At 64.0% G+C, this 25,508-nt stretch carries 21 protein-coding genes; 8 read left to right on the plus strand and 13 right to left on the minus strand.

The genetic code is table 11. The features are described from left to right. Window positions 1-131 precede the first annotated feature (131 nt). Entirely contained in the window at window positions 132-2,069 is a 1,938-nt protein-coding gene (locus QX071_RS05185) for a carbohydrate porin (protein ID WP_315701948.1), read from the minus strand. 442 nt (window positions 2,070-2,511) lie between these two features. Then, complete coding sequence (locus QX071_RS05190) at window positions 2,512-3,327, minus strand: creatininase family protein (RefSeq protein ID WP_315703119.1); 816 nt, start codon at window positions 3,325-3,327, stop codon at window positions 2,512-2,514. Between the two features lie 85 nt (window positions 3,328-3,412). Between QX071_RS05190 and QX071_RS05195 the strand changes: the two genes are divergently transcribed. From QX071_RS05195 to QX071_RS05220, 6 genes are all read left to right on the plus strand, one after another. Then, complete coding sequence (locus QX071_RS05195; protein WP_315701947.1) at window positions 3,413-4,432, plus strand: ABC transporter substrate-binding protein; 1,020 nt, start codon at window positions 3,413-3,415, stop codon at window positions 4,430-4,432. Between the two features lie 25 nt (window positions 4,433-4,457). Further along, window positions 4,458-5,270, plus strand: coding sequence for an ABC transporter ATP-binding protein (locus QX071_RS05200; RefSeq protein WP_409977475.1), 813 nt, complete (start codon window positions 4,458-4,460; stop codon window positions 5,268-5,270). A 38-nt stretch (window positions 5,271-5,308) separates the two neighbouring features. Then, window positions 5,309-6,094: an ABC transporter permease gene (locus QX071_RS05205; RefSeq protein ID WP_315701946.1), complete on the plus strand. Its 786-nt coding sequence runs from the start codon at window positions 5,309-5,311 to the stop codon at window positions 6,092-6,094. After that, window positions 6,094-7,077 carry a 2-hydroxyacid dehydrogenase gene (locus QX071_RS05210; protein ID WP_315701945.1) on the plus strand — a complete coding sequence of 328 codons (984 nt, stop codon included), beginning with the start codon at window positions 6,094-6,096 and terminating at the stop codon, window positions 7,075-7,077. Before QX071_RS05205 ends, QX071_RS05210 begins: the two co-directional genes overlap by 1 nt. A gap of 95 nt (window positions 7,078-7,172) precedes the next feature. Then, window positions 7,173-7,769, plus strand: a complete 597-nt coding sequence (locus tag QX071_RS05215) for an AprI/Inh family metalloprotease inhibitor (RefSeq protein ID WP_315703117.1) — start codon at window positions 7,173-7,175, stop codon at window positions 7,767-7,769. 108 nt (window positions 7,770-7,877) lie between these two features. Next, window positions 7,878-8,195: a hypothetical protein gene (locus QX071_RS05220; RefSeq protein WP_315701944.1), complete on the plus strand. Its 318-nt coding sequence runs from the start codon at window positions 7,878-7,880 to the stop codon at window positions 8,193-8,195. Window positions 8,196-8,239: 44 nt separating this feature from the next. Here QX071_RS05220 and QX071_RS05225 read toward each other — a convergent pair whose 3' ends face one another. From QX071_RS05225 to QX071_RS05260, 8 genes are all read right to left on the minus strand, one after another. Continuing rightward, window positions 8,240-8,953, minus strand: a complete 714-nt coding sequence (locus QX071_RS05225) for a hypothetical protein (protein WP_315701943.1) — start codon at window positions 8,951-8,953, stop codon at window positions 8,240-8,242. Window positions 8,954-9,112: 159 nt separating this feature from the next. Continuing rightward, window positions 9,113-11,002, minus strand: coding sequence for a multicopper oxidase domain-containing protein (locus QX071_RS05230; protein ID WP_315701942.1), 1,890 nt, complete (start codon window positions 11,000-11,002; stop codon window positions 9,113-9,115). A gap of 545 nt (window positions 11,003-11,547) precedes the next feature. Next, window positions 11,548-12,258, minus strand: coding sequence for a RadC family protein (gene radC, locus QX071_RS05235; protein ID WP_315701941.1), 711 nt, complete (start codon window positions 12,256-12,258; stop codon window positions 11,548-11,550). Between the two features lie 84 nt (window positions 12,259-12,342). Then, window positions 12,343-12,870: an alpha/beta hydrolase gene (locus tag QX071_RS05240; RefSeq protein ID WP_315701940.1), complete on the minus strand. Its 528-nt coding sequence runs from the start codon at window positions 12,868-12,870 to the stop codon at window positions 12,343-12,345. Then, window positions 12,819-13,766, minus strand: a complete 948-nt coding sequence (locus QX071_RS05245; protein WP_315728026.1) for a glycosyltransferase — start codon at window positions 13,764-13,766, stop codon at window positions 12,819-12,821. The genes QX071_RS05240 and QX071_RS05245 overlap by 52 nt, the downstream gene beginning before the upstream one ends. Window positions 13,767-14,085: 319 nt before the next feature. After that, window positions 14,086-14,889, minus strand: coding sequence for an intradiol ring-cleavage dioxygenase (locus QX071_RS05250; protein ID WP_315701938.1), 804 nt, complete (start codon window positions 14,887-14,889; stop codon window positions 14,086-14,088). 139 nt (window positions 14,890-15,028) lie between these two features. Then, complete coding sequence (gene map / locus QX071_RS05255; protein ID WP_315701937.1) at window positions 15,029-15,853, minus strand: type I methionyl aminopeptidase; 825 nt, start codon at window positions 15,851-15,853, stop codon at window positions 15,029-15,031. 88 nt (window positions 15,854-15,941) lie between these two features. Continuing rightward, window positions 15,942-17,261 carry a mechanosensitive ion channel family protein gene (locus tag QX071_RS05260; protein WP_315701936.1) on the minus strand — a complete coding sequence of 440 codons (1,320 nt, stop codon included), beginning with the start codon at window positions 17,259-17,261 and terminating at the stop codon, window positions 15,942-15,944. A 220-nt stretch (window positions 17,262-17,481) separates the two neighbouring features. Here QX071_RS05260 and QX071_RS05265 point away from each other — a divergent pair, with 220 nt between their 5' ends. Then, entirely contained in the window at window positions 17,482-19,275 is a 1,794-nt protein-coding gene (locus QX071_RS05265) for a potassium/proton antiporter (RefSeq protein WP_315701935.1), read from the plus strand. Between the two features lie 16 nt (window positions 19,276-19,291). Here the strand turns inward: QX071_RS05265 and QX071_RS05270 are convergent, their stop codons facing one another. Together QX071_RS05270 and mepA are read right to left on the minus strand one after the other, a co-directional pair. After that, window positions 19,292-19,816 (minus strand): hypothetical protein, encoded by a 525-nt coding sequence (locus QX071_RS05270; protein WP_315701934.1) that lies wholly within the window; start codon window positions 19,814-19,816, stop codon window positions 19,292-19,294. A gap of 110 nt (window positions 19,817-19,926) precedes the next feature. Beyond that, window positions 19,927-20,925, minus strand: coding sequence for a penicillin-insensitive murein endopeptidase (mepA, locus tag QX071_RS05275; RefSeq protein WP_315701933.1), 999 nt, complete (start codon window positions 20,923-20,925; stop codon window positions 19,927-19,929). Window positions 20,926-21,407: 482 nt separating this feature from the next. Here mepA and QX071_RS05280 point away from each other — a divergent pair, with 482 nt between their 5' ends. Next, window positions 21,408-23,633, plus strand: coding sequence for a putative bifunctional diguanylate cyclase/phosphodiesterase (locus QX071_RS05280; protein ID WP_315701932.1), 2,226 nt, complete (start codon window positions 21,408-21,410; stop codon window positions 23,631-23,633). Window positions 23,634-23,693: 60 nt separating this feature from the next. Here the strand turns inward: QX071_RS05280 and lepA are convergent, their stop codons facing one another. Next, window positions 23,694-25,505: a translation elongation factor 4 gene (gene lepA / locus QX071_RS05285; protein WP_315701931.1), complete on the minus strand. Its 1,812-nt coding sequence runs from the start codon at window positions 25,503-25,505 to the stop codon at window positions 23,694-23,696. Between the last annotated feature and the right edge of the window lie 3 nt (window positions 25,506-25,508).

A 25,508-nucleotide genomic window follows, 5' to 3' on the forward strand; every position in this document is an offset into this window, starting at 1 on the left:
GATGACGTCATCTCGGCTGGCCTTGCTGCATCAAGATCTGCAAAGGCTGCCACGTCCCTCCCTCGCGGCGTTGATCTGGATCAACGGTGAATCCGAGACGGACGCCCACCCAGATGAGGCTTCAGAGACGATCAGAACTCGGCGTGCAGGCGGGCCGAGACAATCGAGACCGGCCCGCGGTCGGCATTGTAGGCGGGATTGGCGATGAACTGGTAGTCGGCCGTGGCCGTGAAGTTCTTGGTGACCTGATAGGCGTAATAGGCTTCGAAAATCTGCTCAGGCCGGTAGTTGAGCCTGCTGTCACCGATCAGGAGCCCGGTGCCGCCAGCCGCGAGGAAATCGCGATGCGCCGCCGACAGGCCGTTGATGGCGCCGCCGATGCCAATCGTATCGTTCGCCCGGCCCCAGAAGCTGCCCTTGATCGAGACGCCGCCGGAGAGACTGCGGTCGATGTCGGTGAATGACAGGATCTCGTTCTGGCCGTCATTCCAACTCACGCGCGCGAACACGCCGACATCGGGAATGACCTGCTGCTCGAGATTGGCATAGAAGCCGTATTTCGGATTCACGTGGCGGATGCTCGCCATCACGTTGTTGATGTCTAGCGTCGGATCGCCGGCCTCGATCGCCAGCGCCTGGCGATAATTGCCGGTCACGCCCTGATTGCCGAATACGCCGAGCCTTAGCTTGCCCGGTTGCGTGAAGATGTTGTGGCGCTCCTCGAACTCGACGACCGCTCCGCCACCGGAGAGGCTGAGCTTGTCGCTGTTCGGCTGTGACGGCACCTGCAGCACTGCGCCGCGGATCGCCCAATCCTTGCGGTTGAGCTCGACCATCGCGCCTCGCGTATAGCCCGGAAGATCGGCCGGGAAATCATAGGCACCGGCTTCCCACAGCGCCCAGTTCATGAAGTCGGCGCGCGGATCGTGCGCGTAGGCGTTGTTGTCGAAGAAATCGCCGACCGCAAAGCGGCCGACGACCAGGGTCACGCGGTCGATGTCGCGCTTGCCGGCGAGCTGGTTGGGGCCGTCGGCGACGTCTTCCTGCTCGCCACCGAGGCCGAAGGTCTGCTTGATGTAATAGCGCTGCGCACGAATGCGCGGATAGGCCGCGCCGGCCTTCTGGGCCTCGCCATTCGGGAAGCCGGCAACGCCGAGCGTTCCGTCGAGGCCGAAGCCCTGCGCAATTTCAGGGTTGAAATAGAATTCGCCGCCGTCCCACAGCCGGACGCCGAGAAAGGCGGTCGTGGTCCAGGTGGACTGGAGCTGACCACGGCCGGGCAGGCTGTTCGGACCGCTATAGGGGGATGAGAAGCTGGGATAGCCTTGCGGCAGGAAGGTCGTCTGCGCGTGGACGTTCCAGTTGTCGGACTCGGGCAGCTTGGGATTTTCGGAGGCCTTCGGTGACCAAAGGCTGTCACCGAACTGATAGTTGAGGCCGACCTTGACCAGATGCAGTTGCGGATCGACCGTCACCGGCGCCAGGCCGAAGCGGTCAAGATTGTAGCTGCGGCGCGCCAAGTCGATATAGTCGTATTCGAGCTTGGCGGTCCAATTGCCGCTCACGGCAAATTCGAGACCCGCACCCGCCGCCCAGCCCAGCTGGGTTTGCCCAACCATGGCGCCGCTGCCGTCATTGACCTCGACATGCGGATGACCCCAGGCAAAACCGCCGGTCACATAAGGCATCCAGCGATCGAAGGTATAGCCGACGCGGCCGCGCAACGTTCCGACATAATCGAGCATCGTGTTGAACGGCGTCGGGGTGAGCCGTGCAACCGCGATCTGATCGACGGGGCTCGGAAATGACGCATCCGTCTCGATCCCGAGCACGACCCGGTTGGCCAATTGATAGTTGTAGCCGATCTGATAGCCACCGATCAGGCCGGTCACACTATGTGGAAACAGCACGCCCTGCATGGGAATGGGATTGGTGCCCGCCCCGAGGCTGCCGCCGCCATAACCAAAATGGCCGCCGAGATAAAAGCCGGTCCAGTCATAAGCGGGCTTGAGGGGCGATGCCTTGGCCTTGAGCGGCAGATCGGTCGCGCCGGCTGGGTCAGCCAACATCACCGCGGCACCCAGCGCAGCGCAAGCGAAGGTAAACTCTTGAGGGTAGAGACGGATCATTGAGCGGGCTGGTCCAAGCAAGGCATCACGCGGCAGCGATTACAATTGCGGGTTCAGTCAGACCTGATTTGCCCGTACCCTGTCACCAGGAAAACGAGCCGCACTCGCTCCTCTGCCGGATAATGCACAAATGGCCCAGCAGCATGTTACGCGTAACGGAACCATAATTGCGAATCATTCGCAAGTTCAACGCGCACAATGCCGCAGGTGCTTCGTTGGCACGGTTCTGTGACGCCCGTGCAACGCTATGCCGACGCGATGCGGGCTGCTCGCGGTGGCCGCCAGCCCGCTTGGAGTCCATCTGTTCGGACGCGGTCCGAATCGAGGGCTGGGCGTGTGGTGGTAAAAAATCGCTTTTATGTAGCAAGCGGTTAGCTTGCCCTCAGCCGCGAGCGCCGGGGCCACTGCCGAGCGTCTTCACGTCGAATTTATCGACGTCATCAAGCAGCTCGCAGAACGCGTGCGCACCGTGCGCGATCAGGCGTTCGCCCTTTTCGGCGCTCGCTTGCGCCGCATCGCCGACCGCGCCGCTCGCATTGAGATCCTGTGTCTGCCAAGCCATTGGCGCCGGCCGTTGTGTCGACAGCCGGCGATAGCGCGCCTCCATCGCGGTCCCCGCGGACGGAAAATTGGCGATCGCATCCATGCGGACGAGATCGGGATGTCGCGCCAGCATGATCGCGGTCTCGACCGCGCCGCCATGAATGCCGTAACGCAACTCGTCCTCCGCAAACAAACCATCCGGCGCGCCGAAGCGCGACCACGACGTGGTGACCGCGAGCATGCCGAACGCTGCGCGCAGATCCTGCGCCACCAGCGTCATGGCCGCGCTGTTGCCGCCATGGCTGGTGACCATCACCAGCTTCTTGAGGCCGGCCCGGGCCACGCTTTCGCCGATCGCAAACCAGCTCTTCAGCGCGACCTCGGTCGGTAAGGTCAGCGTGCCCGGAAAATCGATGTGCTCGGTGGAAATTCCGACCGGTTGCAGCGGCAGAAACGTCACCGCCAGTTTGTCCGATAAGAGATCGCGAACCGCAGCGAGATAGGCTTCTGCGATCAAGACATCGGTACCGAGAGGCAGATGCGGCCCATGCTGCTCGGTGGCGGCCAGCGGCAGCACTGCGATCCAGCCCGCGACATCGGACGTCTCCAGCTCGGGCCAATGAATGGCGGTCCAGTCGCGGGGCGGGAAGGGCATGGGAAGCATTGTTTCTTTCGTCGGTTGGCCGGGTTAGTACTCCACCAACCCCATCATGGGCCAGAATGAACCGGAGAGTCCAATCATGGCGCAGGCGCTTCTGTTCCGAATGTTAACGGCGGCTTGGCTGGCCGTGACGGTGACGTTTGCACCTGCGGCGGCCGAGACCCTCGACAAGGTCTCTTTCGGCACCAATTGGGTGGCCGAAGCCGAGCATGGCGGCTTCTTCCAGGCGCTCGCCGACGGCACCTATAAGCGATATGGCCTCGACGTCACCATCGTGCCGGGCGGGCCGAACGACAACAATCGCATGCTCCTGATCGCAGGCAAGCTCGATTTCTTCATGGCCGCGAACACGCTGATGTCGTTCGACGCGGTCGCCAACAACGTTCCGGTGGTGTCGATCGCCGCGATGTTTCAGAAGGACCCCCAGGTGTTTCTGACCCACCCGGAATCGAAGGTCGGCAAGCTCGAGGACCTGAAGCCGCTGACTTTATTCGTCTCCAAGGAGGGGATCTCGAGCTACTATCAATGGCTGAAATCCGAATACGGCTTCTCCGAGAAGAACGTCCGTCCTTACACATTCAACTCGCAGCCCTTCATCGCCACCCCGCAGAGCGCGATGCAAGGCTATGTGACGTCGGAGCCGTTTGCCGTGGAGCGTGCCGCGGGCTTCAAGCCGGGCGTGATCCTGCTCGCCGATTACGGCTTCAACACCTATTCGACCCTGATCGAGACGCGCTGGGACATGGTCGAGAAGAAGCCAGATCTGGTGCAGCGCTTCGTCGATGCCTCGATCGTCGGCTGGTATCACTATCTCTACGGCGACAATTCCGCCGGAAACGCGATGATCAAGAAGCTCAATCCCGAAATGACCGACGACCTGCTGGCCTATTCGGTCGCCAAGATGAAGGAATATGGCATCGTCGATTCCGGCGATTCCTTACGCGACGGGATCGGCGCGATGAACGACGAGCGGGTTACCAGCTTCTTCGACAAAATGGTGCGGGCCGGCGTGGTCAAGCCCACTATCGATTATCGCAAGTCCTATACGCTGCGCTTCGTCAACAAGGGCGTCGGCCTCGATCTGCGGCCGAAGAATTGATCCCGCGCGAAACGCCGCACACGCGATGGCTGACCTGTCTCCGTCTGTTCCTTCCCGCATCGCTCCAGCGCCGGCCGTGAGGCTGAGCAGCGTCACCAAGACCTATGATAGCGGGGTGATGGCGCTCGGGCCGCTAGACCTCGATGTCGCGCGGGGCGAATTCATCTCGCTGCTTGGGCCCTCGGGCTGCGGCAAGTCGACCGCCTTGCGGTTGATCGCCGGGCTTGCCGCGCCGACCACCGGCAGCGTCATGTTGGCAGAGGGCGCAAGCGCTTCACGGCCGGATCACAGCATCGGCTTCGTGTTCCAGGAACCGACCTTGATGCCGTGGACCAGCGTGCGCGAGAACGTCGGATTGCCGCTGAAGCTTGCGCATATGCCTGCGGTGGAGGCGCGGCCGAAGATCGAGGCGGCGCTTGAACAAGTCGGTCTGGCCGACTTTGCCGGGCGATTTCCGCGCGAGTTGTCCGGCGGCATGAAGATGCGGGTGTCGCTGGCGCGTGCATTGGTCACCAGTCCTGAGATTCTCTTGATGGACGAGCCGTTCGCGGCGCTCGATGAAATCACCCGCTTCCGCCTCAACAACGATCTGTTGGCATTGTGGCGGAGCTTGCGCATGACGGTGATCTTCGTCACCCATTCGGTGTTCGAATCCGTCTATCTGTCGCAGCGCGTCCTGGTGATGACGGCGCGGCCGGGCCGCTTGGGCGCGGAGATCCGCATCGCAGCCGAAGAGCCGCGCGGCGACGACTTCAGGACCTCCGTCGCCTATGCCGATCATTGCCGCCGCGTATCGGAGGCGTTGGCGCCGGCCTATTCGGGAGCGTCGGCCCTGTGAGCCCGCTCCCCAAACAGACGCCGGACGCGTCCGCGGGAATGGCATTGCGGCCTGCGCTCGGCCTCGTCCTGCCGGTGTTGGTGCTGGCTTTGGGCCTGGGCATGTGGGAGTTCGTGGTTCGGTTCAACGGCATCCCGCCTTACGTGCTGCCCGGCCCGGTGCTGGTGCTGCAAACGCTGGTTTCAGATTGGAACGTGCTGTCGCAATCGCTGCTGACGACGCTGATCACGACCGCGGAGGGTTTTGCCGCAGCGGCGATCGGTGGCATTGGGCTGGCATTGCTATTCAACCAATCGAAATGGCTGGAATACGCGCTGTTCCCTTACGCCATCGTGCTGCAGGTCACGCCGGTGATCGCGATCGCGCCGCTGCTTCTGATCTATCTGCCGCAGCAGACTGCGGTCGTCGTCTGCGCCTGGATCGTCGGCTTCTTTCCGGTGCTGTCGAACACGGCGTTGGGCTTGAACTCGGTCGATCGCAATCTGCTTGGTCTGTTCCAGCTCTATCGCGCCTCGAAGCTGCAGACCTTGCGTTACCTGAAGCTGCCGGCGGCGCTGCCCTACATTCTGGGCGGCCTGCGCATTGCCGGCGGGCTGTCGCTGATCGGCGCCGTGGTCGCGGAGATCGCGGCCGGCAGTGCCGGCGCCGGCTCCGGCCTCGCCTATCGCATTGCGGAATCCGGCTACCGTCTCAACATTCCACGCATGTTCGCAGCGCTGGTCCTGTTGTCGGTAGCCGGGATTGTCATCTACGCCGCGCTGGCGCTATTTTCGCACCTGGTTTTGCGGCGCTGGCATGAAAGTGCGCTTGGAAAGGACATGTGATGGCGGCTGTTCCGTCTGACAAGATCGACCTTCTGATCTACGGGCCGCTGCGGCCGATCCTCGAAAAAGGCTTTCCGGACAATTTCAATCTGCATTTCGCCGAGACGCGCGGCGATCTCGAACGGCTCCCGGCCGGCGTGATCGAGTCGATCCGCGGCATCGCCATGACCTTCCATACGGTTACGGCCGATGCCGCGACCATGGCGCGCTTTCCGAAGCTCGAGATCATCGCAAGCTTCGGCGTCGGCTACGACAACATCGCCGCGGCGCATGCCGGCCAGAACGGCCTCGTCGTCACCAACACGCCGGACGTGTTGACCGAAGAGGTTGCCGACGTCGCGTTGGGGCTTCTGATCGCCACCTTGCGTGAGTTCATCAAGGCGGATCGTTACGTGCGGTCCGGCCTCTGGCTGGCTCAGCCTTATCCGCTCTCCGTCGGCTCGCTGCGCAACCGCACGGTGGGGATGGTGGGCATGGGGCGGATCGGCCAAGCGATCGCGCGGCGCCTCGATGCCTCCAAGGTGCCGGTGGTCTATCACTCGCGGAAACCCGCGGCCGGGGTCGCCTATCAGCACTATCCGGACCTGATCGAGATGGCCAAGGCGGTGGATACGCTCGTGGTCATCGTGCCCGGCGGCGCCGGCACCAACAAGATGATCAATGCCGAGGTGTTGAAGGCGCTCGGGCCGAGCGGCGTCGTCATCAACGTTGCGCGCGGTTCCGTCATCGACGAGCAGGCGCTGATCGCCGCCCTGCAGTCGGGCGGCATCCTGGCTGCGGGCCTCGACGTGTTCGAGAAGGAGCCGAACGTTCCGGACGAGCTGAAGAGCATGCAAAATGTCGTGCTGCTGCCACATATCGGTTCAGCCGCGGTGGTAACACGCAATGCCATGGACCAGCTGGTGGTCGACAATCTCAAGGCTTGGTTTGCCGGCAAGCCGCCGCTGACGCCGGTGGCGGAAACGCCGGTGAAAGGTCGCTGATGCTTCGCCTTCTCCCGTTGCTTTTCGCGCTGCTGCTCGGCTGCGTGCATCCTGCGCCGGTCGCAGCGCAGGATGCCGCGGGCTTGAAGAAGGCGATGATCGGGCAATGGGAGCTCGCGACGACCGAGCGCAGCAAGACCTGCGTCGTGACATTGAAGCCGGATTCGTCGCCGCGTGGATTAAAGCTCGAGCTCGAGCCGAATTGCGCCGCGGCGCTGCCCTTCACCAAGGACATCGTCGGCTGGAACGTGAGGGGGCTCGACATCGTGCGGCTGCAGGATGCGACCGGTGAAGCCGTGATCGATTTCACCGAAGTCGAGACCGGAATCTTCGAGGGCGTGCGCCAAGGCGAGGGTGTCTACATCCTGCAGAACCTGGCGGCGGCGCGTTCACTGGCGAAGTCGATGGACCAGATGATCGGCGACTGGGCCATGGTGCGCGGCAATGGCGACACGATCTGCGGGCTCACGCTCACCAACAACGACGCAGGCAACGACAATTTCCAGGTGTTTCTCAAACCGAAATGCGATGCCGCCGTCGCGGCCTTTGCGCCGACGCAATGGCGGCTCGAGCACGGTCAGATGATCCTGATGTCCGACCGAGGCGAGACCTGGCGCTTCGAGGCCGATGACAACGCCCAGTGGCGGCTGGTGCCCGACAGCGCCAATCCGCTGATGATGCTGCGACAGTGATCATCACGTCAACTTTGCGATCGGTGCCTTGACCGTGCCTTGATCTACGCCAAAGAGCCGTAGCCACGAATGGTGTAAGCAATTTCGAATTGAAATGGAGGGGTTAACATGATCCGACATATCGCGACGCGCTTCGGGACGTTGGCCGTGCTCGGGCTCGCGCTTGCCGCGCCGCTTCATGAGGCTGCAGCGCAAGATGCGTTGGGCGGTGCCATCCTGGGTGGCGCCGGTGGTGCGATCATCGGCGGCGCGATCGGCGGTGGCCGCGGCGCGGCGATCGGCGCGGTGCTCGGCGCCGGCACTGGTGCTGCAATCGCCGCCGAAGGCGAGCGCCGCCGTGGCGGCTATTACTACTATCAGAGAGGCTGCTACCTGCAGCGCCCGGACGGCGCCTATGTCCGGGTGCATCCGCGCTATTGCTATTGAGCCTCGCGGGCCTGCGGCGCGACGGCTCTTGATGGTCGCATCTGTTACTTGCGGTGGTAAAGCCCGGTAAATGTGACGCCGGCGCCACCGCAATCGTTGTTGTCTTCGACCAGCAGCCACAGGCCGATCCGCTGCATGCGGACGCGGCATTCGTCGCCCTGATTCGGGCGCTCGAACGGCGTGCTGCCGTCGTCCACGAATGCAAGCATGCCGTCCTTCGGCGCGGCTTGCGCGCCGATCGCGCCATTGTGGAAGTCGCGCGCGGTCGGCACGACCTGCACGCCGTCGATCCTGAGCTTGCCGCCTTCGCCCTTGGCGATCGTGATGCCGCCGCCCGGATGCTCCCAGCTGCCGAGCCAGTCCGAAAGCGTCGGAGTGGTCATCGGTGCGACAGTGGTCAGCGCTGCGTTCGGCAGCCAACCCCTGCTCCAGGTCTGCTTTTTCGCCGTCGGCGATTGATAGGTGATGCAGGTGAATTCGCCGGAGACCTTGCCTACGAGCACGAGATCATTGGTCACGAGATAGGCCGCTCTCCGGCAGGCCTCCGTGGCGGCGGGGCAGGTCGAAGCCTTGAAGTCGTCATCATAAGGGCTCTTGATGAAGTTGACCCGCGGCTGCGCCGTGACCTTCGCGACCGTCAGGGGACGCGTGTCGTCCCAGTCGATTCCGAGGCAGTCGTTCGGGTTCGCGGTCTCGGCCAGGGCCGAACTCACCGAGAGCGCGGCGCCGAGGACCACGCCGATCAGCCTTGCCTGCATTCGAAATCTCCATGCGCGGAAAGCGTTACGGAACTGAGTTGGCGCAGCAGCCTCCCCGGTTCAAATCCGCGCTGCGCGCTCGAACCGGCAGCACGGGACAGCAGGGCCGATCGCAACGGATTCGCCTCTGCGGCTGCCCCCGCCCGCCTAACCGCGCCTTCACGGCGAAGGCGGCACGACGCTGATCTTGGCCATCATGCCCCCGTCTTCATGTTCGAGGATGTGGCAGTGGAAGACAAAGTCGCCGGCCTCTTTGAAGGTGATATCGACCACCACCCGGCTCGGACGGCAACTGCCTCGCTTCCATGCCCCGACCGTCCCGTCACAGCCGGTCCCGCTGGGCAGCGGGATGTTGTCATGCAGGACAATGGGCTCTGCGTCAGGAGGAGACGATTGGCCGTTCGCCGGTCGATCGGTGTTGCCGGGCAGTTGCGTCGCGACGACCGAAAACCGGCTTTGGTGGATGTGGAAATTGTGGTCTTCAGCGGCGATGTTGATGAGCTCCCAGCGCTCGGTCACGCCCTTCCCGCCCGCTGCAAGCGGCAGGCAAACGGCAGGCGCCGCCGCATGATCAAACACCTTGATCGCCAGATCGCCGGTCGGCGCCGTCAGCGCTTGATCTCTCCCGACCTCGCGGTAGCCCAATCCGAATGAGAGGCTGTTCGGGTCTTCGTTCGGGAGTCCGAAAATTACCTGCCGCACCCGGTCCGGCGCAAGCGCGGAACAGGGCGCATATTTCCGGGGAGCGTTGAGCTCGGCCAGTCTCGCCGCGAATGCCGCATGTTGCGATGGGCCAACGCGCGCCTGCGACGGCGCGGCGAGGCGTGAAATCGGCGTCGGTTCTTCCAGCCCACTGACGCGCGTCTTGGCAACCTGTCCGAGCGCGCCTTGAGGTCCGAACATCGTCTTGGCCTGCGCCTCGATGCCGAGATAGGAGAGCGGCTTTTGCGCGGCCAGGGCAGGAGCAAAAGCGACACGCGCCAGCTCGATGCCGGGCCAGGTGTCGCCAGCGCTGCCGGTATTGAAATTGTAGCTGCGTAGTGCGGCACTGGCCTTTCCGTCCGCGACTCCGGCGCTCTTGCGCGAAACCCAGACGTCGACGCGCGAGCTCGGCATCATCCGGATCCGATCGGCGCATACCGGCTTGCTCCGCCCGGCCGCAGTGGGCGCCCCGGCCGAGGCAACGCATTCGGAAATGTTCAGCTTGTCCGCAAACAGCGCTTGCAGACGCGCGGTCGGTATCTGTGATCCGACATCCGGGCTGACACCGTCGATTGACAGCACCTGGAACTGGAGGTCGCGTCCGCTCGCGTCGTCCTGCAATGCGAGCGAGTAGGTTGCACTCCCCGACGTGTTTGCGATGCGCCAGATCTCTCCTGCGGAATCGACCGACAATGTCGGGTCGATGGCGCCGTTGATGGTGAAGAGCCACTTGCCTTGCGAGTAATCGGTCGGCTGTTGCGCGCCCGGACATAAGCCTTTGCCGAGAACGGCGGTGCCTTGCGGCTCAAGCTCGCCGCAGAACTTCGGATCTTCCTGCAGCTTCAACGTGCCGTCGGCGCGAAGCTGGGTGTCCTTCAGCACCAGATGCCGGACTTTCACTTTATCGGGTTCGCAAGGCTTGGCGCCGCAGCGATATTGCGAAACGCTGCCGACGGTGATGATACCGGCGAGGCCGGCCGTGATCTGGTTGAGCGCCAGCCCATGGGCATGCGGGTGAAACCAGAACAGTCCCTCGGGATGATCGACGAGGTCGATATCGTAGTTGATCACCCCGTCGGGCGTGATGTCGAATTGGCTGGCATGATCGCCGCCATGGTGCATCGCCGAACCCGCCGGATCAGCCCTGTGCGCAAGCTGGCTCGGCGGATCATTGGCCGGATTGATGCCGAGCACGAAGATGTAGTCACCGTAGCTGTCGCCCGGATCGTCGGCTCGACGTGGCTCGACGATGAGCCCATGGGTGTGCAGGTTGGTTGGATTGTAATGCAGCAAGGTCTCGCCGTTCTCGCCGACGTGCTTGAACTCGCCTTGCGGCACGTCCTTCATGACCGCCGGGAGGCAATTGACGAGGCGAACCTTGAGCCGTTGCGTTCGTGCAAGCTGTAGCCGGACGCCGCCATAAGGGCTTACCGCTTCGTCCTCAACGGTTGGACAGGTGCTTCTCTTGCCGGAGGATCCTTTCTTGCCAGGGCAGCGTCGCGCATCCGGACCCGCATCCTTCTGGAGGCATGCCTCGTAGACCCAGCCGACCGGAGAGCCTGGCAGCTCTGCCAGTCTCTGCTCGCGGGCAACCAGCAGAATCTCGAGCGGTCCTTTCTTGGCCTGGAGAACCGGCGGAATCGGTAGTTCATCGGCAGCCGGCGAATGCGTGCCCGCCAGGAGGACGGAGATGAACGGAGCTAGAAAAGCGAAGGCATGAAAAATGCTGCTGCGGCGCATGGCAATTGCATTATATATCTGTTGCAATATCGGCGTGCGCCGGTGAGAGGGCGCACGGTCGCCTTCGACAAATAAATTTTGTTACATCTTGAGATTGTATAGCGTCGCCGCGTTCGGCTGACAACCGGTCCGAAAGGGAAACGAGGCGGCATTTAGATCAGCTGCAGGCCTCTCAGGCTGGAATGCCCGTTTTTGCCGACGATGATGTGATCGTGCACGGCGATGCCGAGCGGCTTGGCGATATCCACGATCGCCTTCGTCATGCGGATATCGGCTTGCGACGGCGTCGGATCGCCGGATGGATGATTGTGCACCAGGATGATCGCGGTGGCGGAGAGTTCGAGCGCGCGCTTGATCACTTCGCGCGGGTAGACGGGCGTGTGATCGACGGTACCGGTCTGCTGCACCTCGTCGGCGATCAGGTGGTTGCGCTTGTCCAGGAACAGGAGCCGGAACTGCTCCTTCTCGGCGAAGGCCATGCTGGTGCGGCAATAGGTGATGACCTCCTGCCACGATGACAAAGCGTGGCGCTGCTTCAACTCGCCTTTAGCGATCCGGCTGGCGGCGGCTGCGATCAGCTTGAGCTGCGTGACGACGGCCTCGCCGACGCCCTCGACTTCGCGCAGCAGCGGTCCAGGTGCGTGAATAACTTCGGCGAAGGAGCCGAACTTCTTCAACAGCGCCTTCGCAAGCGGCTTCATGTCGCGTCGCGGCTGCGCCGCGAACAGCACCATCTCGAGCAGCTCATAGTCGCTCAGCGCGTCGGCGCCGGCCGCATGGAAGCGCTCGCGCAACCGCTGCCGATGGCCGTGATAATGCGGCGGCTCGGCGCTCTCGGTGGGATGTTTGGGCTCGCTGGACATCGGAGGGGGAGCATGCCTTGCGGCGAGGAATTTGCAACCGCCAAGTGTAACTGGCGCGCCGCCCGCGGACGCTCTCACATCGCGTCAGGGGGCGCGCGGCCTCATCCCCACCGCCAGGAAACGCTCGATCATCGCATTGACCTGGTCGGCCACCTCGATCGTATTGAAATGACCGGCCAGCATCGTCTTGGCGACGACGAGCTGCGGACACAGCTGCTGCAGGCGGTCGAGGTCGCGCGCCATGTTGACCATCGGCACATCGGCGGAGATGTAGGCCATGGGCAGCCGGCAGGTCGCGGCCGCCGGTTCGGGGTCGTGTGACAGGGCGTTGACGAAGGCCGAGACGGCGACATACTGCGGCGTGGCCTCGCAGGGCGGACGGATATACGCGTCGAAGATCGCCTTACGCCGGGCCGGATCGTCATAGTCGCAGCCGATCTCCCAGGCATTCGCCCGCGAGGTGGCCAGATAATTCGGTCCGCTGATGCCTTCGACCAATTGGCGAATGGCAGGCGCCTCCCGGAGGTGGCTCGGAGGCAGCACGATCGAGTCGATCATGATCAGGCCGCTCGCGAGGTCCGGATGGCGGCCGCAGAGCTCGAGCGAGAGCATGCCGCACTGCGTAGCAGGTGGACGTTATTCGGCGCCTTCAGGCTTGCGACATCGACATTGGGGCCGGCGGTCGTGACCGCCTCGACCTCGATGAGGCCCATGGCATCGATGATCCGCTGCACCAGCTCGCCTTGGCCCTGCGCGCCGGTGCTGCAGCTGATCAGCACGCGCGGCTGCTTGACGGTCGCCTTCCACGGGGCGCGCCAAGGCTCCGACCAGCTGGGCTGGTCGAGCAGCGGCCCGACATATCTGACGTTGGTGGGAAGCCAGTCGGCCTCGAAGTCGAACGCGCGGCTCGTCGCCAACAACACGCGAGCCGGCCGGTCGAACAGGTCCATGACATGGCTGACGCCGGCAACGCCGAGATGCGCACAGCTTTCGTTGAGATCCGGCAGGAACTCGTTCATGAAATCCGAGAACCGTTGGTTGGCAGCATCGATTTCGGCGCGTTGCTGCAGGGTCTTCGCCGCGCCTAAGCCGCTGGTGGCGGGCGGCTGGCCGGCCAGAGGTCGAATGCCGATGTGCGGCGAGAGCATTGCTGCGGGGGCGCCGGCGGCTTCGGCTCCGAGCACGATATCCAGGCTTAGAACGGCGTCGGTTTCAGCCCTGCCGAGTTCGTCGCGGATGTCGGCTGCATAGCGCGTCGCCGGCTCGAATACCGTACGTTTGATCAAGTCTCCCATATTGGCGAAGTCGGTCGGGTCTGCGTCGTTGCCGACCGGAGCGCGATCCCAACTCACGAAATCGAATGCAGCGGCCAGGACCTCGTCACGCATCGCCGGGTCGGCCATCACCCTGACGAGGTGCCCCCTCTGCCGAAGCTGGCGGCCGGCCGTGAGCAGAGGATTGAGGTTGCCGGATGTGCCCCATGATGCGAGCAGGAAATTGTACGACACGATGCGAGCCTCCATGATTGTCCGACGGATCCGTTCAGGTGTCGGCGAAGGCGGGCCAGCGCTCGGCTGGACGCCGACGAACGGCCTGATGCGGCACGCCTCGGCAATGTCGGCTACGGGAGAATGTCGCGTCGAAATGCGATGGTTACGCGTGTAATGGTCCGGTTACGGTGTGTAGCTGGCGGACTCGGGCCGCCATATCTCGGCCATGACAGGGCCTCTACCGGACAAGTTTGTTCGTCGTCGCCGATGCGGCACGATCGGGCGTCGCGCGCAGCCGCGCCTGCGGCTGCCGGCGCAACTAAGAACGGAGCGGCAGTCAGAACGGGCTGCGCCTCAGGCCCGGCACCAGCGCGGCCAGGCGATCCTTGATCCACGGCGCGCGGGTGGGCGGACCGCTCGGCATGATGTCGGCGCTCGGCCTCGCATTGCGATCGACCGCCAGCGTCAGCAGCGCGACATAGCGGTCGCGCTCCTCCTTCACCGCACAATAGGCGCGGTGGTCGGGATCGGCTTGTGTGGCGACCCGATCATTGGCGTTGATCACCAGGCGCTGTTTCGGCCGTCCCGTGTAGTCGGGCACATTGTTGTAGATGAATTCGTTCAGTGCTTCCGGGAAGAAGGTCTGTCCCGTCAACGCGGTATGCTCATCCAGGAACACCTTGAAATGGACATGCGTGGCACGTCCCGCATACCAGCCTGGATAGATGGTGCTGAACGCGGCCCAGCCCGCGGCATCGGCAAGCTGCGTGCCGCGCAAGAATGTCTTGCCGGTCTGGTCGATATTGTGCCCGTCGCCTTGGTCGCGAAACGCCGAATAGAGCCCGTGCGCGTCGCAATGCCAGATATCGACCCGCGCGCCCGCGATCGGCGTACATGATCCGGCTTCGATCACGCGCAGCTGCAATGATAAGGGCACGCCGGGCCGGCCTTCGGTGATATCGGCGCGCACCAGCTTCGGGTCGAGGTAATAGGGCCCTTCTTCGGATTGCGGCGTCAGGATGCAGGAGTCGTCGACAGCGGAAGCGGTCGCCTCCGCGGCGCGCCCAGGACCGGCCGGCAACAGGCTTGCTGCTCCGGCAGAGGCGAGGCCCAGAAATCCCCGGCGTGTTGCGTGTGTCAAGCATGCCTCCTCTCGCGCGATGGAGGCTGCACTCCATCAGCGCGGGATGGCAACAATCGGACCGCCGCACGAGGCGGCCAAAGCCGACGGGAGGCGCCGCCCAGATTTGGACGATCGACTTAGACGTCAGACTTACATGTCAGACTTGGACGAAAGGCTTCTCGCCGTGACGCTCGGACAGCGTGAAAATCTCGACACCGTCATTGGTCACGCCGACCGAATGCTCGAACTGCGCCGACAACGAACGGTCGCGGGTCACCGCGGTCCAGCCGTCCGAGAGGATCTTCACATGCGGCTTGCCGAGATTGATCATCGGCTCGATCGTGAAGAACATGCCGGGCTTGAGCGGCACGCCTTCGCCGGGTCGCCCGACATGGATGATGTTCGGCTCGTCGTGGAACAGGCGGCCAAGGCCATGGCCGCAGAAGTCACGCACCACGCTCATCCCCTGCGGCTCGACGAAGCTCTGGATCGCATGTCCGATGTCACCGGTGGTGGCACCGGGTCTGACCGCGGCGATGCCGCGCATCATCGATTCATAGGTCACTTCGATCAGCCGCTCCGACTTGCGCGAGATCGCGCCCACCGCGTACATCCGGCTGGAGTCGCCGTACCAGCCGTCGACGATGAAGGTGACGTCGATGTTGACGATGTCGCCTTCCTTCAACGGGCGATCGCTCGGCATGCCGTGGCAGACGACGTGATTGATCGAGACGCAGGTGGAATAGCGATAGCCGCGATACATCAGCGTGGCCGGATAGGCGCCATGGCTGAAGGCGAACTCGCGGACGAATTCGTCGATTCGCGAGGTCGGGATACCGGGTTTGACGAGGTCGGTGAGTTCGTCGAGGCACTTGGACACCAGCCGGCCGGCCTTGCGCATGCCGGCAAAGCCGGCCGCTCCGTGCAGCTTGATTTGGCCGGTCTTGCGCAATGCGTTGTCGGTGGCTTCGATGTAGCTCATGGGCGCGGTTTGTTCCCGAGAATTCGCTGGTTTAAGGGTCTAATTTAATGATCGTAGCGCCCCGCGCAAGCGCGGGGAGCACCGGAGCCTAGCCCGTCGGCACTTCCACCGTGGTTTCCACGGGGAGCGCCCCGCCACGGACGCGGATTTCGCGCACGGGATAGGGCACGCGGATGCCCTCGCGCTTGAAGGCGTCCCAGAGCGACAGCATGATCTCGCTCTTGATGCTGTCCATGTCGCCGGGATCGGAAATCCAGGCCGTCAGCGAGAATTTCATCCCGGCTTCGGTGAATTCGGTGAGCAGGCAGTTCGGCGGCTTGGATTTCAGGGTCCGCGGCGTGGCCGCGGCGATTCCGATCGCGAGCTTGCAAACGAGCCTGGGATCGGCGTCGTAATTGGTGCCGAAATTGACCTTCACCAGCGTGTTCTTGTCGGTGTAGGTCCAATTGGTCACCTTCTGGGTCACGAGGTCTTCATTGGGGATCAGGAATTCGCGGCCATCGCCCGCGGCGACCGAGATGTAGCGGGTGTTCATGGCGCTGATGCGCCCGGAACTGTCGCCGATGGTGACGAGATCGCCCGGCTTCACCGATTTGTCGGCGAGCAGGATGATGCCGCTGATGAAATTGGCGACGATCTTCTGCAGGCCGAAACCGATGCCGACGCCCGCGGCGCCCGAGAAGATCGCCAGCGCCGAGAGATTGATGCCCACCGCGCTCAAGGCGATCGCGACCGCCAGGATCAGCAGCCCCATGCGCACCATTTTGATCAGGAGCACCTGGATCGACGGCGTGAGATCGGTAGAGCGGGTGATGCGGCCTTCGACGAAATTGCTGGCGATGTTGGTCAGCCACAGGGCTGCGATCAGCAGCACGCCGAGCTTGATGACCAGGAGCGGCGTCAGTCGCAGGCCGCCCAGCACCACCGACACCGAATCGAGGGCGTCGAGCACGGCGTCGAGCTGGCCGATGATGCTGAGCGCGGCGACGAGCCAGGCCGAGATCGACACCACCCGCACCAGCAGCGTGTTGCGGATCACCGAGGTGACGAGCCGAATCACGAGCCAGGCGAGCGCAAGCTTCAATGCGACTGCGAGCAGATAGCTGCGGCTCGGCCAGGTCCACAGCACCATGACCGTGCGAGCGATCCGCATCAGGATCACGAAAACCACCGTCGTCAGGCTTTCGACCAGGACGCGCAGGAACTGCCTGAGCGGCCCCGGCCAGCCCATCGCCAGCGAGGTCAGATCGATGCGGGAGCGGATCGCCGCGCCCGCGGCAAAGGCCAATCCGGCCCCGGCCAGCAGCAGGCCGAACTGCAGGTAGAACCAGGGCGAGGTGACCTCGGCGCCAACCGACCGGGCGGCCGTCTGCAGGGCGGTCAGAACGTCGTTGAGGTCGAAGTCCATCGGGATTCTCGGATTGGAGCGGAGCCCCGAATCGATGTGGTGATTCGGGGAATTGGCGGGTCTTCCGCACGAGTGGGCCGCGCGGACGCCCATATACCAGTATACAGGCGATGCGCGTAACCGCCCAAAATGGACATATCGCCGCGATTTGCGCAAATCCGGTTGGCGGGCGAGTATGGCGCCGATAAGACTGTAACAGTCGGATTCAGTTGCACTTTTGATGTCCTCTCTCGACGCCGTCAGTATTGCCATTCTTCTGGGCGCGGTCCTCGTCATGGCCGGCATCCTGTCGAGCCTGCTCGCGCTGCGGTTCGGGGCCCCCCTGCTACTGGCGTTTCTGGTGATCGGCATGCTGGCCGGGGACTCCGGCCCAGGCCATATCGAATTCCAGGACGTGCGGACCACCTATCTGGTGGGATCGGTCGCGCTCGCGCTGATCCTGTTCGACGGCGGCTTGCGGACCCGCTTTCAAAGCATCCGCGCCGTGCTGGCGCCATCGATGGTGCTGGCCACGATTGGTGTGCTGCTGACCGCGTTCATCACTGCACCGGTCGCCAAATACGCGCTGGATTTGAATTGGACCGAGGGGCTCCTGGTGGGCGCTGTGGTCGCGTCGACCGATGCGGCCGCCGTCTTCCTGTTGGTCCATGCGCAGGGGCTGCGGCTACGTCCCCGCGTCGGCGCGACGCTCGAAGCGGAGTCCGGCAGCAACGATCCCTTTGCGGTGTTTCTCACGCTGACCTTGGTCGAGTTGATCTCGGTCGGTCACGGCTCGTTCGGCCATTTCATGGCCGAGCTTGCACGTGAGGCCATCCTGGGCGTTTTGTTCGGCGTCGTCGGGGGACGCTGCGTGGTGATCGCGCTGAATAAAGTGGCGCTGCCGCAGGGCCTGCACGCCCCCTTCGTCACGACGGCAGCCCTCGTCATTTTCGGCGCGGCGCAGATTGCCCACGCCTCCGGCTTTCTCGCCGTCTATCTGGCCGGCATCATCATCGGCAACCGGCCGACCCGCGCCCACAATTCGATCGTGACGTTTCTCGATGCCGCGACCTGGCTCGCGCAGATCGTGATGTTCGTGCTGCTCGGGCTTCTGGTCTCGCCGTTGCGGCTGCTCGACAGCATCGTGCCGGCGGTCGCCGTTGCGCTGGTGCTGATGCTGGTGGCGCGGCCGCTTGCGGTGTTCGTGTGCCTGATGCCGTTTCGCTTCAACTGGCGCGAGAAGCTGTTCATGGCCTGGACCGGCCTGCGCGGCGCGGTCGCGATCTTCCTGGCCTCGATCCCGATGCTGGTCGGCCTGTCCAAGGCCTATCTCTATTTCGATGTCGCCTTCGTCGTGGTCATCATCTCACTGGTCGCCCAGGGCTGGACGCTCGGTACGGCGGCGCGGCGCTTGCAGGTGGCGCTCCCGCGCACCGATCGCGGTCCCCGCCGCGTCGAGCTCGATCTGCCTGGCCAGCTGGAGCAGCAGCTGGTCGGCTATCCGATCCGCGCCAAGAGCCTGTTCTTTCGACGCGGCCTCATCCCGTCCTGGTCGAAGCCGACGCTGGTGATTCGCAACGAGCAGATCCTTTCGCCGGTCGAAGCCGACCCGATCGCGCCCGGCGACTATCTGTATCTGCTGGCGCCGCCCGAGAAGGCCGAGTCGCTGGACCGCTTCTTCGTCGACATGCCGCCGTCCTCGGCACCTGATCCGCATCTGCTCGGTGATTTCATGGTGTCGGCCGAGCACACGCTCGAGGAGCTCGCGGAGATCTACGGCGTCAAGGTGGCCGAAGGCGAGGCCAAGCTCACGCTCGCCGACTATTTCGATGTCCATCTCGATCACGCGCCGAAGGAGGGAGCGACGCTCGCACTCGACGCCATCGTGCTGGTGGCGCGCTCGATCTCGGGCGGACGGGTCAATGTCGTCGGCCTGCGCCTGCCGGAGGAGGAAGAGGCTGCGCCGGTCGCGACGCGCACCGAGCAGCTCAAGCGCAAACTGGCCGATGTCTGGGCCTCGGTAGCGGGGGTTTAGATGTCAAGAAGCGTCATCATTCCGCGGGCAGGATCGCGATCGAAATCGCGTCCTCCTTGGTGCCGCTGATCTGCAGCACGAGGGGCTTGGCCGCGAGTTCGTATTTCATGGTTTTGCGAATCCCGCCGCAGTCGGTGGCGCCGCTGAAGGCGATCGGCTTGATGAAATGTCCGTCCTGCAGCACGTCGATCCAGCCGCCGCTGGAGAGGCTGATGGTGTAGATGCCGGGCTTCGGTGCGGTCGTGATCCGCGCAAAGCCGGCGAAGGTGCCGTCCTTCGGCGCGCGTTCCGGCGCGGAGGGCAGCTTCGCCTCGGCTGGTGGGACCAGGCCGAGTGTGAAGCCCGATTGGGGGATGGCGGCGAATTCGTTGCCCGAGGCGAGCCGCGCGCGATCAGGGGCCGTCAACGCGGCGCGTTCGCGGTCGATGGGCCATTTGAACTTATCGCAGCCGCTCGGCTCTTCTGCCGCAAGGGCGGTGGTGGCGCCGATCAGGGTCAGTGCAAGCGCAAAAGAGGCAGATGAAGGCCGAGAGATGGACATGACGACACCAGGCAATCCGCCGCGGCAGGGCGAGGACTTTTGATCAAGAGAGCTGCGGGCGGGACCGTCATCCCGGATGATGAAAGCGCTTACGGCGCTTCGGTATGATATTAGCGGATGTTCCCCGCTTTGGTGATCCCAATCCCGTTAGCCATCCCGGCATTCGTCTTTGCATCCGGCGCATGCAACACGGCGCGGCACTCCGGCGGCAATTGCGCCATCGTGATCGGAGGCACCGGCTTGGGCGGCTCCTTGGGCGGCGGCGGATGCAGCACCGAGTCCTGAAACCAAAAGGCCAGATCGGCGGCGCTGCAACCATCGCCGCCCTCCTGCTCCTTCTGGCCGTGACACTCCTTGTCGCCCGGCGGGCAAGTGATCCGGATATGGAAATGATAGTCGTGGCCCCACCAGGGCCGCACCTTCCTCAGCCAGCTGCGGTCGCCCTTGGCGTCGCGGCACAGCGCCTTCTTGATCGCGGCGTTGACGAAGATGCGCTGAACCGCCGGCTCCCGCGCGGCGTCGCGGATGACGGCAAGATGTCCCGGCGTAAAGACGCGCGGATCGACGTCGAGCCGATCCTCCCGCACCATCATGACCGCTGACGTCTCCTCGCGCTCCTCCCGCGACAGGCGGTGATCGGGCATCGGCGTCAGCCAGATGTCGGCATCGAGCCCGATCTGATGGCTGGCATGGCCGCTCAGAGCCGGGCCGCCGCGCGGCTGGCTGATATCGCCGACCAGAATGCCGGGCCAGCCGGCGTCCTTGTGCGCCTTGGCCGCCAGCCGCTTCAGCAGCGCGATCAGTTGCGGGTGTCCCCAGTTGCGGTTTCGTGACAGCCGCATCACCTGCCAGGCGTCGCCGTTGATCGGCATCGGCTCGGCGCCCGCAAGACAGCCGCGATTGTAAGTCCCGATCACCTTGGTCGGCAGCGCCGCAGACAGCAGCTTGCGCGCGAACAGTTCCTTTGCAGGCGTGTCGGGATCGTCCGGGTGCTCCAGCGGAGGCAGCGGCTTCGGATCGACGCTGCCCTTGTCCTGCGCCGAGGCAGGCCACGCGGTCAACGTGGCGATGATGGCGAGAAGCGCGATCAGAGGAGGGCGAGCTTGCATCGGATCACTCTGTTCTGTCGACCATACCACAGGTCGTCGCTTCTGCCCATTTTGCCGCGCCGGGTCCCGCGCTCAGCCAGGTGCTCGGACGGTCCTCGTTCCTGGAGCCGCCGCCGATCGGCGGATGGAACGCAGCTCGACGGGCGGAGGCATGTGAGATGCACCGCGCCATTAAGCGCTTGGCAACCTTGATCCCAACTCGGCGGTTTCCCGCGTCGGCCGTGGAACACACGCCTTGGGTGTGCCTCTGCGCGCGTTCATTTCTCTCCATTACTCGGTATGCGGGATTATTACCACCCGGCGTTTCGTCCTGCTTATCGTCGGTTGTAGACCGCTTGTGATCCGCTTGTGCGACGGGGGCTCGCGCTGTTTTCAAGGCATCGCCTTCAGGTTGCATAGCAAAACCGTCGGCGGAACGAGATACCATTTTTTCAGACCTTGGCCGACAACATCGTGATTGAGTAAGTTGAGTGAGGCGGTGCATGCGGCCCATCAGGCCAATGAAGCGAAAGAAACCGATGCGGGTGCCGCAGGCACGCGCGCAGTTCCGTCCCGTCAAACCCAATCCATTGCTCCCGACGCTGGCGGCCTCGCCGCCGATTGAAGCGGAGGAGATCGCACGCACCCGCGCCGAAGCTGCGGCCGCCATTGCCGACGCCCAAAAGGCGCACGAACGCCTGGTCGAGGCGATCGATATTCTGCCGCAAGGCATCGTCTTCCTCGATGCGGAAGGCCGTTACATCCTCTGGAACAAGAAATACGCCGAGATCTACAATCGCAGCTCGGACCAGTTCCAGCCGGGTGCGCGGCTGCAGGATACGATCCGGGTCGGCATTGCGCGCGGCGATTACCCCGAAGCGATCGGGCGGGAAGACGAATGGGTCTCCGATCGGCTCGACAAGCTGTTTCATCCGTGCGGGCCTCACGAACAGAAATTGTCGGACGGCCGTGTCATCCTGATCGAGGAGCGTCTGACCGACGATGGCGGCATTATCGGGCTGCGCGTCGATATCACCGCGTTGAAGCAGCGCGAGGAGTCCTTTCGCCTCCTGTTCGACGGCAATCCTGTTCCGATGATCGTCTGTGCGCAGGACGATGGGCAGGTCCTTGGCGTCAATGACGCGGCCGCAGAGCACTACGGCTACAGCCGGGCCGAGTTCAAGCAACTCGGCATCCGCAACCTGCAGGCCTTCGAGAGCGATCCGCCCTGGGCCAATGAGCGCCCGAGCGAAGAGCAGGCCGCGCGGACCTGGAAGCATGTGCGCGCCGACGGCGCCCTGATCGATCTCGCCATCTATTCGCGGCACCTCGTCTATGAGGAGAGGCCCGCGGTTCTGCTGGCGCTGATGGACATCACCGAACGCAAGCGGGCGGAGGCGCGGCTTGCGTTCTTGGCCCAGCACGATGCGATGACCGGCCTGCCCAACCGCAACCTGCTGCGTCAGCAGATGGACGACATGCTGGCGCAGACGCGGCGCGGCTCCGACAAGATGGCGGTGCTGGTGCTCGGGCTCGACAGTTTCAAGTCTGTCAACGACACGCTGGGCCACGGCGTGGGCGACAAGTTGTTGCGCGCGGTCGCCAAGCGGCTGCGGTCGGTTCTGCGCGAAAAGGACATCGTGGCGCGTCTCAATTCGGACGAGTTCGCGGTGGTCCAGGGTGGCCTGAGCCGCCCGGAGGATGCCGCGCAGCTGTGCCGGCGGCTGTTGCAGGCGCTCGCCGATCCTTATTTGCTCGACGGTCATTCCATCGTGATCGGGGCCACGGTCGGCATCGCCATGGCGCCCAGCGACGGCGACGACGCCGAGAAGCTGCTGAAGAACGCCGATATGGCGCTGTCACGCGCCAAGAGCGAGACGCGCGGCACGTTCAGCTATTTCGAGGCGGGCATGGATGCGCGCGCCCAAAGCCGCCGCAAGATGGAAATCGAATTGCGCGATGCGATCCGGCGCGAAGTCCTGCAGGCTTACTATCAGCCGCTGATCGACCTCTCGAGCGGGCGCATCACCGGCTTCGAGGCGCTGGTGCGCTGGCCGCATCCGGAGCGCGGCATGATCCCGCCCTCGGAGTTCATTCCGATCGCCGAGGAAACCGGGTTGATCTCCGCCCTCGGTCGGCTGATGCTGCGCCAGGCCTGCTTTGATGCGGCGAGTTGGCCCGACGACGTTCGTGTCGCCGTCAATCTGTCGCCGCTGCAGTTTCGGGTCGGCAATGTGCTGTCGCAGGTGATGGACGTGCTGAAGCAGTCCGGCCTGCCGCCGACGCGGCTCGAGCTCGAGATCACCGAGACCCTGGTGTTGGAAAAGAGCGGCCAGGTGCTCGCGACGTTGCATGCGTTGCGCGCGCTCGGGGTGCGGATCTCGATGGACGATTTCGGCACCGGCTATTCCAGCTTGAGCTATCTGCGCAGCTTTCCGTTCGACAAGATCAAGGTCGACCAGTCGTTCATTCGCGATCTCGCGGCCAACCGCGAGGCCCAGGCGATCGTCCGCTCGATCGTCAGCCTTGGCAAGGGGCTTGGCGTGACCATCACCGCCGAGGGCGTCGAAACCGAGGCCGAGCTGCGCTGCCTGCGCGCCGAGGGCTGCCACGAAGGACAGGGCTTTTTGTTCAGCCGGCCGCGCCCCAACGCCGAGATCGTCGGACTGCTGCAGGCGCAATACGATGCGGATCAGAGGTCGTCCGGCCCGAGGGTGCTGGTGGCCTAGCTTAAGCAGACCTTTACCGCGCTTGCCGAGCCGCCCCAGGCGCGACCCATCGAGGCTGCCTCAGCTATCCACCTTGAGCGCGGCGATGAAGGCTTCCTGCGGAATGTCGACCTTGCCGAACTGCCGCATCTTCTTCTTGCCTTCCTTCTGCTTCTCCAGAAGTTTTCGTTTACGCGTGATGTCGCCGCCGTAGCATTTCGCGGTGACGTCCTTGCGCAGCGCGCGTACGGTCTCGCGCGCGATCACCTTGCCGCCGATCGCCGCCTGGATCGGGATCTGGAACATGTGCGGCGGGATCAGCTCCTTCATCTTCTCGACCATGGCGCGGCCGCGCCCTTCGGCACGGGTCCGATGCACCAGCATCGACAGCGCGTCCACCGGCTCGTTGTTGACGAGGATCTGCATCTTGACCAGATCGGCCGGCTTGTAGTCGGTCAGGTGATAGTCGAACGACGCATAGCCCTTGGAGACGGATTTCAAGCGGTCGTAGAAGTCGAACACCACTTCGTTCAGCGGCAGATCGTATTTCACCATCGCGCGGGTGCCGACGTAGGTCAGCTCCTTCTGGCTGCCGCGGCGGTCCTGGCAGAGCTTCAATACGCTGCCGAGATATTCGTCCGGCGTCAGGATCGTGGCCTCGATCCAGGGCTCCTGGATCTCGGCGATCTTGACCACGTCGGGCATGTCGACCGGGTTGTGGATCTCGATCTCGGTGCCGTCGGTCAGTTTCATCTTGTAGATGACGGAAGGCGCGGTCGCGATCAGGTTGAGGTCGAATTCGCGGCTGAGCCGTTCCTGGATGATCTCGAGGTGCAGCAGCCCGAGGAAGCCGCAGCGGAAGCCGAAGCCCAGCGCGGCCGAGGTCTCCATCTCGAAGGAGAAGCTGGCGTCGTTGAGGCGCAATTTGCCCATCGCGGCGCGCAGCGTTTCGAAATCGTCCGCATCGACCGGGAACAGGCCGCAGAACACGACCGGGATCGCCGGCTTGAAGCCCGGCAGCATTTCCGACACGGGCTTGCGATCGTCGGTGATGGTGTCGCCGACGCGCGTGTCGGCCACTTCCTTGATCGCGGCGGTGATGAAGCCGATCTCGCCGGGGCCGAGCTCGTCGACCTGCTGCATCTTCGGCGTGAAGAAGCCGACGCGCTCGACGTCATAGGCGGCACCGGTGCCCATCATCCGGATGCGCTGGCCCTTCTTCATGACGCCGTCGACGATGCGCACCAGCACGACGACGCCGAGATAGACGTCGTACCAGCTGTCGACCAGCAGAGCCTTCAAGGTCGCCTCGCGGTCGCCCTTCGGCGGCGGCAGCCGGGTGACGATCGCCTCCAGCACGTCCGGAACGCCCAACCCCGTCTTGGCTGAGATCATCACCGCGTCCGAGGCGTCGATGCCGATCACGTCTTCGATCTGCTGCTTGATCTTGTCGGGCTCGGCGGCCGGCAGATCGATCTTGTTGAGGACCGGGACGATCTCGTGGTTGTTGTCGAGCGCCTGATAGACGTTGGCGAGGGTTTGCGCCTCAACGCCCTGGCTGGCGTCGACCACCAGGAGCGAGCCTTCGCAGGCCGCCAGCGACCGCGAGACCTCGTAGGCGAAGTCGACGTGGCCGGGCGTGTCCATCAGGTTGAAGATGTAATCCTTGCCGTCCTTGGCCCGGTAGTGCAGGCGCACCGTCTGCGCCTTGATGGTGATGCCGCGCTCGCGCTCGATGTCCATCGAATCGAGCACCTGCTCCTTGCCCGCCATCTCGCGGTCCGACAGGCCGCCTGTCATCTGGATCAGGCGGTCGGCCAAGGTCGACTTTCCATGGTCGATATGGGCGACGATGGAGAAGTTGCGGATGTTGGGAATGGGGACGGTCGTCATGCG

This window comes from Bradyrhizobium sp. SZCCHNS1022 (assembly GCF_032484835.1).
Taxonomy (GTDB): Bacteria; Pseudomonadota; Alphaproteobacteria; order Rhizobiales; family Xanthobacteraceae; genus Bradyrhizobium.

What these genes read in the sequence shown, in the direction of transcription:
- QX071_RS05185 (WP_315701948.1), bottom strand. Translation starts at nt 2,069, where the DNA reads ATGTTGGCTGACCCAGCCGGCGCGACCGATCTGCCGCTCAAGGCCAAG.
- QX071_RS05190 (WP_315703119.1), bottom strand. Translation starts at nt 3,327, where the DNA reads ATGCCCTTCCCGCCCCGCGACTGGACCGCCATTCATTGGCCCGAGCTG.
- QX071_RS05195 (WP_315701947.1), top strand. Translation starts at nt 3,413, where the DNA reads ATGGCGCAGGCGCTTCTGTTCCGAATGTTAACGGCGGCTTGGCTGGCC.
- QX071_RS05200 (WP_409977475.1), top strand. Translation starts at nt 4,458, where the DNA reads ATGGCTGACCTGTCTCCGTCTGTTCCTTCCCGCATCGCTCCAGCGCCG.
- QX071_RS05205 (WP_315701946.1), top strand. Translation starts at nt 5,309, where the DNA reads ATGGCATTGCGGCCTGCGCTCGGCCTCGTCCTGCCGGTGTTGGTGCTG.
- QX071_RS05210 (WP_315701945.1), top strand. Translation starts at nt 6,094, where the DNA reads ATGGCGGCTGTTCCGTCTGACAAGATCGACCTTCTGATCTACGGGCCG.
- QX071_RS05215 (WP_315703117.1), top strand. Translation starts at nt 7,173, where the DNA reads ATGATCGGGCAATGGGAGCTCGCGACGACCGAGCGCAGCAAGACCTGC.
- QX071_RS05220 (WP_315701944.1), top strand. Translation starts at nt 7,878, where the DNA reads ATGATCCGACATATCGCGACGCGCTTCGGGACGTTGGCCGTGCTCGGG.
- QX071_RS05225 (WP_315701943.1), bottom strand. Translation starts at nt 8,953, where the DNA reads ATGCAGGCAAGGCTGATCGGCGTGGTCCTCGGCGCCGCGCTCTCGGTG.
- QX071_RS05230 (WP_315701942.1), bottom strand. Translation starts at nt 11,002, where the DNA reads ATGAAGGACGTGCCGCAAGGCGAGTTCAAGCACGTCGGCGAGAACGGC.
- radC (WP_315701941.1), bottom strand. Translation starts at nt 12,258, where the DNA reads ATGTCCAGCGAGCCCAAACATCCCACCGAGAGCGCCGAGCCGCCGCAT.
- QX071_RS05240 (WP_315701940.1), bottom strand. Translation starts at nt 12,870, where the DNA reads ATGCTCTCGCTCGAGCTCTGCGGCCGCCATCCGGACCTCGCGAGCGGC.
- map (WP_315701937.1), bottom strand. Translation starts at nt 15,853, where the DNA reads ATGAGCTACATCGAAGCCACCGACAACGCATTGCGCAAGACCGGCCAA.
- QX071_RS05260 (WP_315701936.1), bottom strand. Translation starts at nt 17,261, where the DNA reads ATGGACTTCGACCTCAACGACGTTCTGACCGCCCTGCAGACGGCCGCC.
- QX071_RS05265 (WP_315701935.1), top strand. Translation starts at nt 17,482, where the DNA reads ATGTCCTCTCTCGACGCCGTCAGTATTGCCATTCTTCTGGGCGCGGTC.
- QX071_RS05270 (WP_315701934.1), bottom strand. Translation starts at nt 19,816, where the DNA reads ATGTCCATCTCTCGGCCTTCATCTGCCTCTTTTGCGCTTGCACTGACC.
- mepA (WP_315701933.1), bottom strand. Translation starts at nt 20,925, where the DNA reads ATGCAAGCTCGCCCTCCTCTGATCGCGCTTCTCGCCATCATCGCCACG.
- QX071_RS05280 (WP_315701932.1), top strand. Translation starts at nt 21,408, where the DNA reads ATGCGGCCCATCAGGCCAATGAAGCGAAAGAAACCGATGCGGGTGCCG.
- lepA (WP_315701931.1), bottom strand. Translation starts at nt 25,505, where the DNA reads ATGACGACCGTCCCCATTCCCAACATCCGCAACTTCTCCATCGTCGCC.